Raw genomic sequence first — 16,134 nt, forward strand, 5'->3', positions numbered from 1 at the left:
CTTTTTCTATTTAATCAAGTCTAAATCCTATATTTGCGATTTGACTTTTTCAATTTAAGTTCTTGCAATGCTAGTGAATATTTATAATAAATCTAGTTCTGAATCTTCCTTTTAATCTTCACTATACATTAATAACTTTATTTTTTTATTTATAATTTGACATATAATAACAAGAAAGATATAATATATTCAAAACCCCTCATGAGAGGGGGAGGGAGGTATTTATATATGTCAAACACAATGAAAACTTTTGTTATGAAAGAAATTGATAAAGTAGGATTCATGGAAAAACCAATTCCAGAACCAGGTCCTAATGAAGCACTAGTAAAATCAACTGCTGGTTTAGTCTGCACTTCTGATGTTCATACTGTTGCTGGCGCAATAGGGGAAAGAGAAAACTTAACATTAGGTCATGAAGCTGTAGGAGAAATTGCTCAATTAGGTAGTGCAGTTGATGGTTTCGAAAAAGGAGAAAGAGTTACAATAGCTGCAATTACCCCTTGCTTTCAATGTCAAAACTGTCAAAGAGGTTATACTTCACAATGTGAAGAAATGACTCCTCAAGGCGGAGGAATGTTAGGGGGTTGGAAGTACGCTAATGTTATGGATGGAACTTTTGGTGAATACTTTATTGTAAATGATGCTAAAGCAAATCTAGTATCTATACCTGATGATATAACTGATGAAGAAGCACTGTATACAACTGATATGATGACTACTGGTTTTATGGGAGCAGAAAATGCTGAAATACCTATAGGTGGCTCTGTCGCTATTTTTGGCCAAGGAGCTGTTGGTTTAATGGCCACAGCAGGAGCTAAGCTATTAGGTGCTGGTTTAATTATTGCTGTTGAAACTGTTCCTGCGCGTAAAGAATTAGCTAAAAAATATGGTGCTGATATTGTAATTGACTTTAAGGAAACAGATGCAGTAGAAAAAATAAAAGAATTAACTAATGGACACGGTGTTGATTCAGCAATTGAAGCACTAGGAGCTCAAATTACTTTTGAAAATTGCATTAAAGTTACTCGACCTGGTGGAACCATTTCTAATGTTGGCTACCATGGTAAAGGTGAATACTTAAATATTCCTCGTCTTGACTTTGGAGTAGGTATGGGAGATAAGACAATAAAAACTGGTTTATGTCCCGGAGGTTCCGAGCGAATAAAGCGTTTATTAAGGTTAATTAAAAATGATCGTATAGACCCTACTTTATTAACTACTCATGAATTTACCTTCGATGAAATAGATAAAGCTTTTGAATTAATGAAAAATAAAGAAGATAATATAATTAAACCCTTAATTACTTTTTAATAAATAGTTTGGCTTTCCTGATATACTAACTAATATTATATGATTGCATTTGTCCAAGCTATTTCTCTATTTCAAGTATAGTTACTTAAATAATTAGAGAAAGCTTGGCAAATGCATTTTTATGATTTACATATTTTTCTTCATAACATTAGTCAGAGACCCTAACTTTTTTGATAATGCAAATTAACTATGACTGAAATTAGTAAAATTGAGTTTTATATTGATAGTTATGTCTTTGTTACTACCCTTAGCTTTTCCCAGTTTACACCACACGTGAAACTTTCAACTCATACGATGTTCCATCGTAATTTAATAGAGTTCAATACAATCGTTTTTCGCCTTGATTCGGGGTTTAGATAAACTAAAAGTTAACGGATACAATTATCTCAACTATCCAGAACTAGTCTACTGCTATCTCTACCAATATATTAGTATATTAGCAAACTTCTCAACTACTTGATCACTATTACTAATCAAGTAGCTCTTTAATATAAAGTCCTTCACTTTCACGTAGGTCTATAAGTTCTTGCCCAGCTAGACGATTACCGGCTTTATCTTTAAGAACTTTAACCACTGGAGAGCTTAAGTTTTCTTTATCAACCTCTAATACTAAAGCTGTCTCCCCACTATTTAAAATCACTAAAGAGCCTACTGGATACTTAGCAATATGTTTAGTCAAAGCTTCAACATATTTGAAGCTTAACTTATGTCCGCCTAAAGCTGTTAATATCTTCAAAGCTTGCTGAGGCTTTAATCTTTCTAAAGCATTACCATCACTAGTTAAAGCATCATATACATTAGCTACAGCTACCAATTGAGCAGGCTCAACAATATCTTCTTTTTTTAAACCCCGCGGATAACCAGTACCATCGAGCTTTTCATGGTGCTGATAAGCAACATGAGCCGATATAATATGTACTCCTGGTATTTCTTTAATTGTCTGATAACCATAGACTGTATGTTCTTTAAAACTACTATGTTCTTCCCTAGACAGTTTATCTTTCTCTCCTAACTCCTGATCTAAAAAAGTCATTCCTACATCATGCAGCAAAGCTCCTAAACCTAATTTTCTTAACTCTTCTCTATTATAGCTAAAATCCATAGCTATCAATAAAGATAATACAGCTACATTCACTGAATGGTGAAATATATAATCGCTATAACTTCTAATATCGTTTAAATGAACTATCTTATTTTCATCAAGTAATATCTCATCTATAATATCACTTACCATATTCTGGACTTTTTTAGAATTAATAGCTGCTTCACCTTTAATCTTTTTAATTATCTCTCTGACTGTTTTTACAGCTTCCATTCTTGTTTCATCTGAAATCGGATCTGGCACATCAACTAAAGGAATCTCTGCTGGAACAATGTAGATACTTTCGATCCCTAAGCTCTGCAAGCGATTAATATAAGACTTTTCTAATTTCATACCTGCACTAATTAATACATTGCCTTCGGAATTATAAATAGTTCTAGCTACCTTCTGACCTGGAGTTAAATTTTCAACTAAGATTCTTTGCATCATATCCCCCACCCTCTTATCAAGATTCTTTTCTTTTTATAGCCAATAAGGTAATATCATCTTGACTTTCTGGACTACCATTTAAATTATTAAAATCTTCATTTATTGCTTCAATTATCTCTTGAGAACTCAAGCTATGCTTAGCTAATAGAATATTCTTTAATCTTTCTTCACCATAAAAATCACCCTCAATCATTTCTTCTACTAAGCCATCGGTTGCTAAAAAGAACAATTCTCCGTTGCTTAACTGGAGCTTCTCTGCTTGATAATCTAAAGTATCTAACTCAGCAGATAATAAGTCATCAACAGTAACAGTGGAAATAGGCATCCCGCCACAAGAATAAACAGATAACTCACCATCTTTTGAAACTAGCAAAGGAGGTAGCTGAAAACCAGCATTTACAAAGTTAACTTCAAAACTTTCTAAGTCAACAACTACTAAAAGTAGGCAAATAAAATAATCGGCCGGAAAGTCCTCTTGCTGATATCTATCAGTAATAACTCTAATAATCTCAGTTGGACTTAAAACTTTTTCTTCAGACTCTAACCTGTGATATCCACTATAATCTTTTTCAATATTTTCATATTTAGAATGAAGATAATTATTAATAGACTCTCTTAAAAAGATATTCAACAGGGCCCCATCTAAACCATGACCCGTAACATCAGCTATATAAATAATTGCCTGATTATCTAGCTCTATTAAGTTATAAAAGTCTCCCCCAATCCTATCCGCTGGCTTATAATAAGCAGCTAAATCCAAACCTTTAAGCTCCGGCAGCTGCTCTGGCAAAAAATGCTTATGTAGTTGACTAGCCTTCTCAAACTGCTTATCCAGACTACGATAAAGCTTTTTTAACTCCAAATTCTTTTCTTCAATTTCTTTTTTAGCCTTTTCCAATTCACTAATCTCTATCGAAACTCCTAAAGTAGCCTCGCGACCATCCAGTTCAAAAGGATAAACATTAAACAAGGCTGGAAAGCGTTCTCCATTCTTTCTAACTAACTCAGTCTTTTTTGAAATTACCTCTTTTTGCTCTCTTAACTCTCGGTGCATCTCTGAAAAATCTTCTATTTCTTCAGCAACATGTAGTAAAGAAACCGGCTCTCCCAATACTTCCTCTCTTTGATAGCCAAATGTATTCTCAGCTCCCGGACTAAACTCCCTAATAATAGCCTCATCTCCTCCCTCGGAAGGTTCAGTAATAACTAAAGAAACATTCTTAGCTCCTTCAAATATAGCTTTTAGCTTTTTTTCACTACGCTGATGTGCTTTCATTTTTTCTTTTAATTTCTGTTTAGTTTTTCTAAGCTCTAAGTGATTTTTTACCCTTGCTAAAACCTCTTGTTTATAAAAAGGCTTAGTTATAAAGTCCACTCCGCCAGCTTCAAACCCCTTTAGTTTATCCTCTATCTCATTTAAAGCACTAATAAAAATAATTGGAATCTGAGCCGTCTCTCGCTTAGAACTTAAAGCATTAGCAACTTGATAACCATCCAAATCAGGCATCATAATATCTAACAAAATCAAATCTGGAAGCTTCTTAGCAATCAAATCTAAAGCTGCTTGACCACTACTTACCGCTATTACATTATAAGACTCCTCTTTTAATAAATTACCCAAAACCCTTAAGTTGCGGTCATTATCATCAACAATTAAAATTAAAGAAGTATCCTTCATTTTAATCCTCCTCGCTGAGCTTAGCTTCTAGTTTCTCTATTTGAACTGGAAAGGTAGCAAGCTGCTCCCTTAACTCTTCTAAAGCAAAGTTTTCAGCATAGCTCTTTAACTGACTAGCATAGTTAATCAGCTCTGTTATTTGCTGCTTTTGAGCTAGCTCCAATAATCTATCAGCAAAGTCCTCTATCTGATTGATTATCAGGACTTCTGTTAACTCCTCATACTCTTCTCTAAACTCCACTTTCAAAGTATTAATCAGTTCTTCTAAATCAAATACTTTTTCATCTTCTTTAGTTGCCTCAGTCTCAGCTTTATTCCCAACTAAATAATAATCTAAATACTTACTTAACTTAGTAAATAAATCTTGATCATTAATAGGTTTAGTTAAAAAGCCTTCAAAAACAGCCTGCTCAACCTTTTCTTTTTCTTCTTGGGTAGCATAAGCTGTTAAAGCTATTATTGGCATCTCCAGACCCTCTTCTCTGATTAACTTTCGAGCTTGATAGCCATCTATTTTCGGCATCTTGAGATCCATTAACACCAACTCCGGCTTCAACTTAAGCGCTTTCTCCACTCCCTCTTGACCATCAACTGCTTCTATTACCTCTAAACCTCTGCTTGCTAATTTAACCTTTAACAGCTCCCGATTAGAAGCTACATCATCCACTATCAACACCTGCTGAGCCTTAAATTTAAGCTTAGCTAAGGGGAACTGCTCTACTAGCTGCGACTTTTCAACTATCTCTAAACCAGCAAAGTAAAGTTTAAAACTGCTTCCCACTCCCTGAGTACTCTCTAAACTTAGTTCACCATCCAACAGCTCTACCAACTTACGAACAATAGCTAAACCCAAACCGGTTCCCTCATACTCGCCCCTTTTTTGACTCTGACTTTGACTGAAACTAGCAAAAATTTCTTCCTGCTCCTCTGCAGCAATTCCTATCCCTGTATCCTCTACCCTGATGGTTAAGTCCAAGCGATCTGTAGAGTCCTTAGCTTGACCTGCAATTACTACTTTTATATAACCTTCCTCAGTGAACTTAATAGCATTACCGATCAAGTTTAGCAAAATCTGTCGCAAACGAGTCTCAGCAAACTTAATCTGATTTACAGAGCTTCTATACTCCAAAATAAAATCTAATCCTTGCTTTTGAGCTTGATAAGCAAAGATCTGTTCTATCTCTTGCGCAAACTTTTTGAGATTCATTGCTGAAAACTCTATCTCCATCAGCCCGGCCTCTATTTTGGAAAGATCAAGAATATCATTAATTAAACTAAGTAAGTTTTGAGCAGCAGCCTGAATCGAATCCAGATAATCCTTCTGCTGAGCATCTTCAACCCTATTTTTCAAGATCTCACTAAAACCAATCACTGCATTAAGCGGGGTTCTAATCTCATGACTCATATTAGCTAAAAATTTGCTCTTAGCTTTATTGGCTGCTTCCGCTTGCTTGACTGCTTCTTTTAGCTGCTTTTCTGCCTGTTTACGCTTGGTAATATCACTAATCACCACCAAATATTTATCGTTATCATAAATATCCTTAATAACTATCATCTCCGCTTTAAACCACTGCTCTTCTTGGCTGATAGGCGACTGATACTCAAAATAGACCTTCTCCTTAGAACTCTTGGCCTTCTCAAACTGCTTAACAAAGTGAGCAGTTAATTCCTCTGTAAAAAAATCACCTATTCTGCCCCCCAGCAGTTCTTCCTTAGCAAAGAACAAGCCCTCTTCATCGTTAGTTAAGATACTTGTAATTCTATACTCCTCGTCTAACTCCATAATAATATCATTTAAAGAAGTCATCAATACTTCCTGTTCTTTTTCTTTCTTTTTACGTTCAGTAATATCTCTGATATAGCCATGCCACAATACACTATCATCAGCTAACTTTTCCGGTCTAGCAATTCCCTCCAGCCAGCGAACACCTTTTTGGGGTAAATCAACCCTGTACTCCTCATGCCAAACCTCTAGTGAATCTCTTGATTCCAAGATTGACTCCATAACTCTATCGTAGTCCTCTGCAACTATTCTAGCATAAACAGCTTCAGCATCCTCCTTAATCTCCGCTGGAGTAACCGCATAGACATCGTAGATGCCCTGAGAAGCAAAGGGAAAACAGGAGCTACCATCAGTAAAGTGCTGGTATTGGTAAAGAGCACCTGGTACCTGCTCAGTTAACTTCTCTAATAAAGCTTTAGCTTCTTTTAACCTTTTTTCTGACTTTTTACGCTGGGTGATATCCCTTAACTGCTCTACTATCCAGACCACATTTCCTTCTTGATCTAAAACCGGATTGCTACGACAGTCCAGATAGCGATCCCACTCGGGAACATACTTTTCCACCTTCTCCAACTGCTTAGTCTCTAAAGCCTGCTCAGTTGCACACAGCTCACAAACTCCATCTTGACCTAAGAGTTGATAGCACTTTTGGCCTTTAACCTCCTCTGGAGTTAAGCCTAGCAGTTCATAGCCTGCTTCATTATAGCGCTCTATGGTATGATCCGGCTTTTGAATAGCTAATATATCGGAAACACCATTTATAACTCCTTCTAAGAGATTTTTTTGTTCTTGCAGTTGCTGCTCACTCTGCTTTCTTTTAGTTATATCAATAAAAGCAGTGGTAAAGTATCCTTCTTGCTGACTATAGGCAGATACATAATACCATCTATCAAGAGGCTGAGAATAGCTTTCAAACTGTAGTACCTCTTCACTTTGAACAACCTGGGCATAGGTTTCTACCCAGTCAAACCCCCCCGCTCTTAAGCTAGGTAGCACCTCCGTAGCTCTCCGGCCAATAATCTCTTCCGCAGCAAGGCCAGTAAACTCCTCAAAGCTATTATTCACTTCTAAAAATACATAGTCTACTGCCTCGCCTGCCTCATCAAATACCATCTTATGCTGAGCTATAGCCACAGGCATACTCTCTACTAAGTTCTGATAGCGAGCACTCACACTTTCTAAATTCCTAATTAAGCTACTTCTGGCCTTCGCTAATAGATAGGACATAGTGCTAATTAAAACTAAAGTTATGCTCGCAGAGAGCTGATGAACTAGCTCAAGTGGAGTTATGAAGACAGCTATAACTGTTACCAAATTAATAATTAAATTAAAATACAATAAATACCGATCAGTTTCAAAAAATAGATTTACTGTAAAGATAACTATAATCAGGCTAGTCATATTATGAAATGAAAAGCCATCAATAACACCTAAATAGACTAAATAACCCCAAGCAATATAAAGTAAAGCATATACAAAAACTACAGTTCTCTTTCTGAAAAAATCACTGCTATAACTAAGTACTACTAAGGCTAAATTTAGAAAAGCAGCTATTAATCTAATATTCAGCGTCAGCGGATCAACATAGTCTGTACTTAGTCTATAGAAAGCCCCAAAGCCTAGCCAAAGAACGGCCCCTATTGCTAGTATTATTCGATAAAGAGTAACTTTTTGTAATGATAAAAGTTCTAATTTCATCTCAATCTTCCTCCTAAGTTCCTACTATTAGTCTTGATTTATTTCTTTAAGCAGCTCTATTTGCTCAGGAAAGGAACTAAGTTCTTTTTCTAAGCTCTCTAAGTTGAAGTTTTGAATATGATTTTGAAGCCGTTGAGCATAGTCTAACAAGGTCTCTACTTGACGTTGCTGAGCTAATTCAAGTAACTCTTGGGCAAAGTCTTCTGCGTAGTTGAGTACTAGTACTTCTGTTAGTTCTCTATATTTTTGCATAAACCTTCCTTCTAGAACTTGAATTAGGTCTTGAGGCTCCTGATTAAGCAAATAATAATCCAAATACTCAGTTAGTTGACTGTATAACTCCTGCTCATTAATAGGCTTAGTCAAAAAAGCACTAAAACCAGCTTGTTGAACTTTCTGCTCCTCCTCTCGAGTAGCAAAGGCCGTTAGAGCAATTATCGGCATCTCCAAACCCTCTTTTTTAATTAAGTTATACGCTTGGTAGCCATCTACTTTCGGCATCTTCAGATCCATCAATACTAGTTCCGGCTCATATTCTAGCGCCTGCTCAACTCCTTCCCTACCATTAGTTGCTGCTATTACTTCTAGGCCTTTCTCTTGCAGCTTAATCTTTAATAGTTCTCGATTAGAGTCTACATCGTCTACTATCAGAATCTTGGCTGGCTCAAAAAATATATTCTCTACAGCTAAGCCTGACTCCGTCTCTTCATCTTGGGGCTTTTTAGCTATCTGCACCTCTGGAAACTCTAATCTAAAAGTAGTTCCCTCTCCTACTTGGCTTTGATAGCTAATCTCTCCTCCCATTAACTTAGTCAGACGCTGAGTAATAGTTAAGCCTAAGCCCGCACCTCCGTAGTCGCCAACTTTTTGAGTGCTTTGTTGAGTAAATGCCTTAAAAATTCTCTCTTCTTCCTGAGCAGCGATCCCTATTCCGGTATCTTCAACAAAAATCAGCAAGGTTAATTTTTCTTGCTCATTTTTCACTTCGCTCTCTACACTAAGCTTTACCTGACCAGTTTTTGTAAACTTAATGGCATTCCCTATTAAATTAACTAGAATCTGTCTTAATCTAGTTTCATCAAAATAAATAGCAGGCAAGCAAGTATCGGCCTCAATTATTAGCTCTAAGCCTTTTTGTTCAGCACTACACTTAAAGATCTCTTCTAGCTCAAATAATAGATTATTCAGATCCATAACTTGAGGTTCTACTTCCAAAATACCAGCTTCAATCTTTGATAAGTCTAAAATCTCGTTAATTAGCTCTAATAGGGCCCGAGCAGAAGTCTGAATTGAAGTTAAATAGTCTTGTTGCTGAGCATCTTCCAGTTGGCTGGCTAATATTTCACTAAATCCAATCACCGCGTTAAGAGGAGTTCTGATTTCGTGACTCATATTAGCTAAAAACTCCGATTTAGCCTTATTAGCTGCTTCAGCCTTGGCTAAAGCCTCCTTCAGCTCAGTAATATCTCGGCCAACACTCTGTATTTCTACCACCTCTCCCTCTTCGTTGCGAATAGAATGAGCCTTCCAAGCGACCCAGCGTACTCCTTGAACAGTATTTATTCGCAGCTCTATTTCTGATTTATAAGGTGGCTGCTGTAGCTTAACTAACTCCTTCTTTAGTTTTGATATGTCTTCCTCATGAACTAAAGGTTCACAGCTTTGCCCCCACAACTCCTCTTGCTCCTTAGCTACACTTTCACAAAATACTTGATTTACGTAGGTATATCTACCTTCAGTATCTATTCTAATTATCATATCTCGTTGAGCTGCTAATAGGCTTTGGTAGCGATTGCTGGCTTTTTCTGCTTCTTTTTTAGCCAGCTCTAATTCTGCTTCAGCCTTTTTTCTTTCAGTGATATCAAGACCAATAGATTGAAACTCTATTAACTTACCCTCCTCATCAAAGATAGGGTAGTCAGTCCATTCTTGCCAGCGTAATCCTTGCTCGGTTTCAGCTTGATGTTCATAAGTTATAGGTTCTCTTTCGTTAGCTAATTTTGCTAAATGAACAAGAATTTGTTCGTGTCTTTCCTCGGGGACTAAGTCTAAAAACTGAATATTGCCCAAATCAGCCTCGCTTATACCAAAACAGTCCTGATAGGCCTGATTAGCAAAGGTGATAGTAGTATCTATCTCAAAACGACAGATCATCTCTTGTTGACTTTCAACAATATTTTTATATAGCTGTCTGGACTTATCCAGCTTTTTTTGAGCTTGCTTTAATTCAGTAATTTCATAGGAAATCCCGTCTAAACGCACTATCTCTTGTTGATCATTAAAAATAGGAATCATAAAGTACTTAACCCAAATGATTTCTCCATCAGCTCTCTTTACTCTATGCTCTAAACTTACGCTTTCTTTAGTCTGATATAGCTTCTGTACAGCCTGCTCCAATTGAGGCAGGTCGGCCGGATGAACCATCTCTTTCCAGAGCTGATACTGATTACAAAACTCTGCAGCTGAATAACCATAGAGCTGCTGACAAGAATCAGATACATAAGTAACCTGCTGACTGTCTAAGTCCAGAGACCAGAAAATAACACCTACCTTCTGGATTATATTCTCCATCATATGCTGGGTCTGCTTTAGTTCTTCTTCTAATTCTTTATGCTCTGTCACATCAGTAGCTATAGCTAATAAGTGAGCTGATTCATCTTCATTTTCATTTATCTGCAAGGGAAGTTTGGTAGTTTGAAACCATCTGGTCTGTCCAGCTGCATCTGTTAGCTTTTCTTGGGCAATAAATAAAGATTGCTTGTTTGTTAAAACTCTTTGATCATCGGTCTGAAAGCTTTCGAGCTCCTCCGGAGTCAAATTAAAGTCTTGATCCTTACTACCTACAATCTCCTGTTTAGGCACTCCAAAGACTTCACTTAACTTTTCGTTGGCTAATTTATAAGTTCCCTCTTGGTCTTTGACAAATATACAGTTTGGGCTATTATCAATTACCCTCCTCAACAAATTACGCTCCTGTTTGAGCTTATTTTCTAGCTCTACCCTTTTTTGAATTTCGCTTTTTAGCTCCTTCTGTTTTTCTCTGAGGCTGTCAACAATAAAGCCAATAGTAATAACCACCACAAACGTCATTAACATACCTATGAAGTAGTTCAAATCAAGCAAAGAGCCATAATAGTCATAAAAAGCAAGACTCGATATAATACTGCACCCAGCAGTAGTAACAAGTCCTAGCTTGAGACCTTTAATAGCAGTAACAATAGTCACTAAGAGTGTAATTAAAACTCCAGTAACAAAGACTGGGGCTACAATCAAAGAGATTAAGACAAATATAGCAAAAAAGATGATAATCTTAGTACTATATTTAAGCAACAGGTTATAAAACATCTGTTTTCACCACCTAAATACTATTCAGCAAGTACTTTTTTTACGAACTTTTTAACTAATTGAGGGTCAAACTGAGTTCTAGCTTTGGACTTTAGCTCCTTAATAGCTGCCTCTTTACTTAAAGGCTCCTGATAGGGCCGGCCTTCTCTCATAACCTGATAGGCTTCAACAATAGTAAAGATTCTAGCTACTAGTGGGATTTTTTCTCCTTTTAAAGCTTGCGGATAACCTTCGCCATTCCACCATTCATGATGAGCCAAAATCTCTGTTGAGACATCACCTAAGTGTGTAGATCTGGCTATCTGATAGCCGGCTTGAGAGTGTTTTTTTATCTGCTGCCAGTCGGCTGCTGTTAACTTTTCGCTCTTCTGTAAAACTTCCGTAGGAACTACCACCTTTCCTATATCATGATACTTAGCTAAAGCCTCTAACTTATTAAGCTCTTTAGTAGATAAGTTACATAGCTGACCTAATTTTAAAGCTAACTCCTTTAAAGCTTGCTGATGAGTTGAAGTCTCATAAGCCTCCTCAGCTAGCTTGACTACTAAATTATCTAAGACCTTCTTTCTGAACTCTCGCCCTTGATCTACTTTCTGATTATACATCCGCTCCTCAGCCTCTCTAAGAGTCTGCTCTATATCCTCTTCAATCTCCTTTTTTACAGCATAGCCTAAGGAGAGACTAGGACTAATTGATTTTAATTTCTTTTTTTCACATTCTTCCTTTATCCGCCGACATATTTTTCGAGCTGTTTTTTCAGCAACCTGTGGTAATAAGATAATAAACTCATCTCCTCCCCAGCGCACTGCTAAATCCTCCTGCCGTGAGCAGTCTTGAAGTATCTCTCCTACTAAGCTCAATAGTTCATCTCCCACCTGATGCCCAAAAACATCGTTAACTAACTTCAAGCCGTTAACATCTATAAAAATAATCGTTATTGGCAGTTGCCTTGGAGCATCAAGACGCTTTAACTCTTCTCTAAAATAGTTTTTATTATACAGCCCAGTTAACTGATCATAAAAGTTCAAATATCTTATCTGCTTCTGCTTTTCTCGTTCGGCAGTAATGTCGCGGGCCCAACAAATCGCATACTCTACTTTTCCCGCTTCATTCAGTTTAGGTACCTTAGTAATAGTTAATAATCGTTCTTCTCCCTTGAAATTTTCCACCCAAGCTTCCATCTTAACAGACATTTCTTTTTTAAAAACCTCTTGATTACCTGCAAAATAAGCATGGTGCTTATCCTTATCTAAAAATTCACAAACACTCCTTCCTTCGACCTCAGACTTAGTGAGACTCAAAAAATTAACAAAAGCCGAATTAGCCTTAACGCAGGTATGTTGACTATCTAAATACCAAATCTGAATATCAATATTCTCCAGTAGCAACTCCTGCTCAGCTACCTTTCTTTGCAACTGCTGTCGAGCCATCCTTAGCTCCAAATGATTACTAACTCTAGCTATTACTTCTTGACTTCGAAAAGGCTTAGTTATAAAGTCTACTGCTCCCAAATCAAACCCCTTTAGCTTATCCTCAACGCTATTTAGAGCACTTAAAAAAATAACTGGAATCTGCTTAGTTTCAGGATTAGCCTTTAGCCTTTTGCAAACTTCGTAACCATCAAGTTCAGGCATCATAATATCTAAAATAATTAACTCCGGCTTCTTTTCTTCTACAAGCTTTAGAGCAGCTTTTCCATTGCTAACCGTAACCACATTATAGTCATTATCCGCTAATATATTATTAAGCACAGATAAATTATGCAGATTATCATCTACAATCAAAATTAAAGGGTTATCTTTAATGACAACTTCCTCCTTTCAATCAAAAAGCAAAATTAACTCTCGAAATAAATATCTATTATTAGTACTTTAAATAACCTCGCTAATAGTAGCAGCTAGCATTTCCTCACTCAAATCAACTATAAAAGCTTCCGCTAACTCTTGCCCATCCTCTTTTAAAACCTTTATTATCGGTCTCAATAGAGCATCACTATTAAGTTCAACCACTACTCCCTCGAAACCATTACTGAGTTTAACTCTACTTCCTACCGGGTAAGCAACTAAATTGGAAACAAGCTGCTCCACAATTACTATATCTAATTGGTTTTTATTAGCCAAATCATATAACTCGCGAATAATCGTATTAACTTTAAGTCCACTTCTATACACTCTATCGTTCTGCAAAGCATCAAATATATCAGCAATAGCCACAATTTTGGCAAAGACATGGGTCTTCTCTCCAGTCAAGCCTGAAGGGTAGCCTGAACCATCTTCTCTTTCGTGATGTTGTTTAGCAACCAAAACTGCCGACTTAGGCAGCTTCTTGAACTGCTTAAGAAGCTGATAACCGTAAATAGTATGCTTTTTCACCTCAGCAAACTCCTCATCAGTCAGGGCCCCAGGTTTATTCAGTATTTCTGAAGGAACCTTTATTTTACCTAAATCATGTAAAAAAGCCCCTACTCCCAGATCTAACATCTCCCTTTTACCATAGTTCAATATCTTAGCTACTATTAAAGAAATCGTAGTTACATTAGTTAAATGAAAAAATAACTCTTCATCAACGTCCCGAATATCTTTGAGGCTAATAAAGATATCTGGACTTTCAAGAATATTCTCTACAATCTTATTGATCAATTCTTCAATCTCTTCAGTATCAACTATCTTCTTAACTCTAGCTTGCTCTTCTAAACTCAACTCACTTATAGTATCCAAAGACTGCTTAGCTAGATTAATAGCTTCTCCTTTTATTTCTTCGGAGATAGCATCAATAATCTCCACTTCTTCACTCGCTTTATCTTTAAGATATACATGCTTAATCCCTAAGTGTTTAAGTCTAGTAATATATTTATTATTTAGCTCTACTCCTTCTTTTAAAAGGACTTGATAATCCGCAGTATAAACCTTTCTAGCTAGTACATCACCTACTTTTAAATTTTCAACCTTAGTTAAATACATTATTTCACTCTCCTTCATCTTCTCAAAAAGAAATTTAGTAAATCTAAATTTCAAACTGAGCTATCAATTCCTGCAAGTTTTCAGCCATCTCAGCAAGTTCTTGAGAAGAGAGAGTTATTTCAGCGGACATATTACTTATATCTTCCGAAGCAGTATTGACATCTTCGCTCTTTTGCGCCAAGTCATTACTAGCTTGAGCTGTCTGTTCTATCTGAATCGAAGTCTCTTGAACAGCCCCTTGAATCTCTGTAAACACTTCGCCGGTTTCTTCTACAATCTCTTTACCCTGTTTAGCTCTACTTTCTACCTGTTCTACCTTTTCTAAACCTTGTTTAGACTGCTGTTGAGTTTTATTTACTAACTGAGCTATCTCACCTGTAGCATCTCTAGTCTGTTCTGCTAGCTGTCTAATTTCTTCCGCTACTACTGCAAAACCCTGACCATGTTCACCAGCTCTGGCCGCTTCTATAGAAGCATTTAGGGCTAATAAGTTAGTCTGTTCAGCAATATCAGTTATTAGCTCAACTACACGACCTATCTCTCTCGAGTTAGCATCTAATTGCTTAATAACCTGGACTGTTTCATTAACCTCTTTATTTATTTCTAAAATACTTCTAATCGCTTTTTCAATATTTTCATTTCCTTGCTCGGTTTGTGAGCTTGCTTCCTGAGAAAAGCTTGCCACCTGCTCAGCACTAGCTGAAATTTCTTCGATAGATGCTGTCATATTTTCTATGAGCTCATTAGTAGTAGTTATAGTAGCATTTCCTTGTTCTGCCGAAGCTGATAGTTCTTCACTATGAGCTGAAAGATCTTCTATTGAACTATTAATGATATTTAGAATATCTTCCTTATTTGAAATTATACTTTTTATTGCTTCTACTAAAACTTTATGAATACCTGACTTTTCTTTTAATATTTCTTCTAATTCATTATGATTAGAGATATTGGAAGAAGCTTGGTATAATAAGACATCTTCTGATATGTTTTCAATTGATATTTTTATATCTACTCCTGCAACTCCTAGTACTTTTTTTCGACTCATAATTGGTAATGAAATTGTAGTCATCAAAGTTTCTTTACCATCGATTTCAAAATGGAATGGATCTATAAGAGAAATTTTACCTTTGTTACGTGGAATAGTATAAAAGTGTTCATCTTCAACATTTTTTAAAACCATACTTTTAATTTTAGCATCTTCATTATAAAAATAAATACTTAACCTCCCTGTATTATCATGGTTTTCCTTATTTTTATATAAATCATCCTTTCCATCGAAAGCATTAGGTTCCCAAATAGTCCACATACCTAGAATGTAATCTTCTTTTTCATTCTCCATCATTTTTTGTAAAAAATCAATTACATCTCTTCTAGTTTTGTTGCTCTCTTTAAATTTTCTTAATTTATCTCTAAGTTGTTTGCCTTTTTTTAAGCTATACTCTAAAATATGGTATTCTTTTTTCATTTCAGTTCCATACTTCAAATATTGAAGTAATAATTCCATATAATCTTTGTTATTTTTTGATTTGATAACCTGAAATCCAAATAAAATTATGAGAACAATACCTCCCATAAGAAAGAAAATCAGATTGGATCTAAAAATAAAAGTAACTATAAATACGGCTATAAAAATAACTAAGTGAACTAAGTAGTTCATTATTTTTTACTATCCCCCCTTTGATTTAAGAAACTATCTTGCCTTTAATTATGATCTTTCTTTCTGACCTTAACTCCAACTTGCTTAGCAAACGCTACTTCTCTTTTGCAACCCTTGGAATCACCATATACCCAAAGCTCATCACAAGTCTTTATTATCTGAAAGCAAGCC

General features: G+C 36.1%; 8 protein-coding genes. 1 reads left to right on the forward strand and 7 read right to left on the reverse strand.

Translation table 11 applies throughout. The features are described 5' to 3' along the window. Positions 1–240 precede the first annotated feature (240 nt). Positions 241–1,311: an NAD(P)-dependent alcohol dehydrogenase gene (locus tag MWH30_RS11445; RefSeq protein ID WP_372494171.1), complete on the forward strand. Its 1,071-nt coding sequence runs from the start codon at positions 241–243 to the stop codon at positions 1,309–1,311. 469 nt (positions 1,312–1,780) lie between these two features. Here MWH30_RS11445 and MWH30_RS11450 read toward each other — a convergent pair whose 3' ends face one another. From MWH30_RS11450 to MWH30_RS11480, 7 genes are all read right to left on the reverse strand, one after another. After that, positions 1,781–2,839, reverse strand: coding sequence for an HD-GYP domain-containing protein (locus MWH30_RS11450; RefSeq protein ID WP_248664225.1), 1,059 nt, complete (start codon positions 2,837–2,839; stop codon positions 1,781–1,783). 19 nt (positions 2,840–2,858) lie between these two features. Next, positions 2,859–4,520: a SpoIIE family protein phosphatase gene (locus MWH30_RS11455; RefSeq protein WP_248664226.1), complete on the reverse strand. Its 1,662-nt coding sequence runs from the start codon at positions 4,518–4,520 to the stop codon at positions 2,859–2,861. Position 4,521: 1 nt separating this feature from the next. Next, positions 4,522–8,001: a PAS domain S-box protein gene (locus tag MWH30_RS11460; protein WP_248664227.1), complete on the reverse strand. Its 3,480-nt coding sequence runs from the start codon at positions 7,999–8,001 to the stop codon at positions 4,522–4,524. 27 nt (positions 8,002–8,028) lie between these two features. Beyond that, positions 8,029–11,346 carry a PAS domain S-box protein gene (locus tag MWH30_RS11465; protein WP_248664228.1) on the reverse strand — a complete coding sequence of 1,106 codons (3,318 nt, stop codon included), beginning with the start codon at positions 11,344–11,346 and terminating at the stop codon, positions 8,029–8,031. Between the two features lie 20 nt (positions 11,347–11,366). Then, on the reverse strand, positions 11,367–13,130 hold the full coding sequence (locus MWH30_RS11470; protein WP_248664229.1) for an HD domain-containing protein: 1,764 nt from the start codon (positions 13,128–13,130) through the stop codon (positions 11,367–11,369). 87 nt (positions 13,131–13,217) lie between these two features. Then, complete coding sequence (locus MWH30_RS11475; protein ID WP_248664230.1) at positions 13,218–14,306, reverse strand: HD-GYP domain-containing protein; 1,089 nt, start codon at positions 14,304–14,306, stop codon at positions 13,218–13,220. 43 nt (positions 14,307–14,349) lie between these two features. Next, on the reverse strand, positions 14,350–15,771 hold the full coding sequence (locus MWH30_RS11480; protein ID WP_248664231.1) for a methyl-accepting chemotaxis protein: 1,422 nt from the start codon (positions 15,769–15,771) through the stop codon (positions 14,350–14,352). Positions 15,772–16,134 lie beyond the last annotated feature (363 nt).

It is taken from the genome of Fuchsiella alkaliacetigena (genome assembly GCF_023227765.1).
GTDB classification, from domain to species: Bacteria; Bacillota; Halanaerobiia; order Halobacteroidales; family Acetohalobiaceae; genus Fuchsiella; species Fuchsiella alkaliacetigena.

Bases quoted from the DNA above. Each gene is read 5' to 3' on its own strand.
- MWH30_RS11445 (WP_372494171.1), top strand. From the start codon at position 241: ATGAAAACTTTTGTTATGAAAGAAATTGATAAAGTAGGATTCATGGAA.
- MWH30_RS11450 (WP_248664225.1), bottom strand. From the start codon at position 2,839: ATGCAAAGAATCTTAGTTGAAAATTTAACTCCAGGTCAGAAGGTAGCT.
- MWH30_RS11455 (WP_248664226.1), bottom strand. From the start codon at position 4,520: ATGAAGGATACTTCTTTAATTTTAATTGTTGATGATAATGACCGCAAC.
- MWH30_RS11460 (WP_248664227.1), bottom strand. From the start codon at position 8,001: ATGAAATTAGAACTTTTATCATTACAAAAAGTTACTCTTTATCGAATA.
- MWH30_RS11465 (WP_248664228.1), bottom strand. From the start codon at position 11,346: ATGTTTTATAACCTGTTGCTTAAATATAGTACTAAGATTATCATCTTT.
- MWH30_RS11475 (WP_248664230.1), bottom strand. From the start codon at position 14,306: ATGTATTTAACTAAGGTTGAAAATTTAAAAGTAGGTGATGTACTAGCT.
- MWH30_RS11480 (WP_248664231.1), bottom strand. From the start codon at position 15,771: ATGAAAAAAGAATACCATATTTTAGAGTATAGCTTAAAAAAAGGCAAA.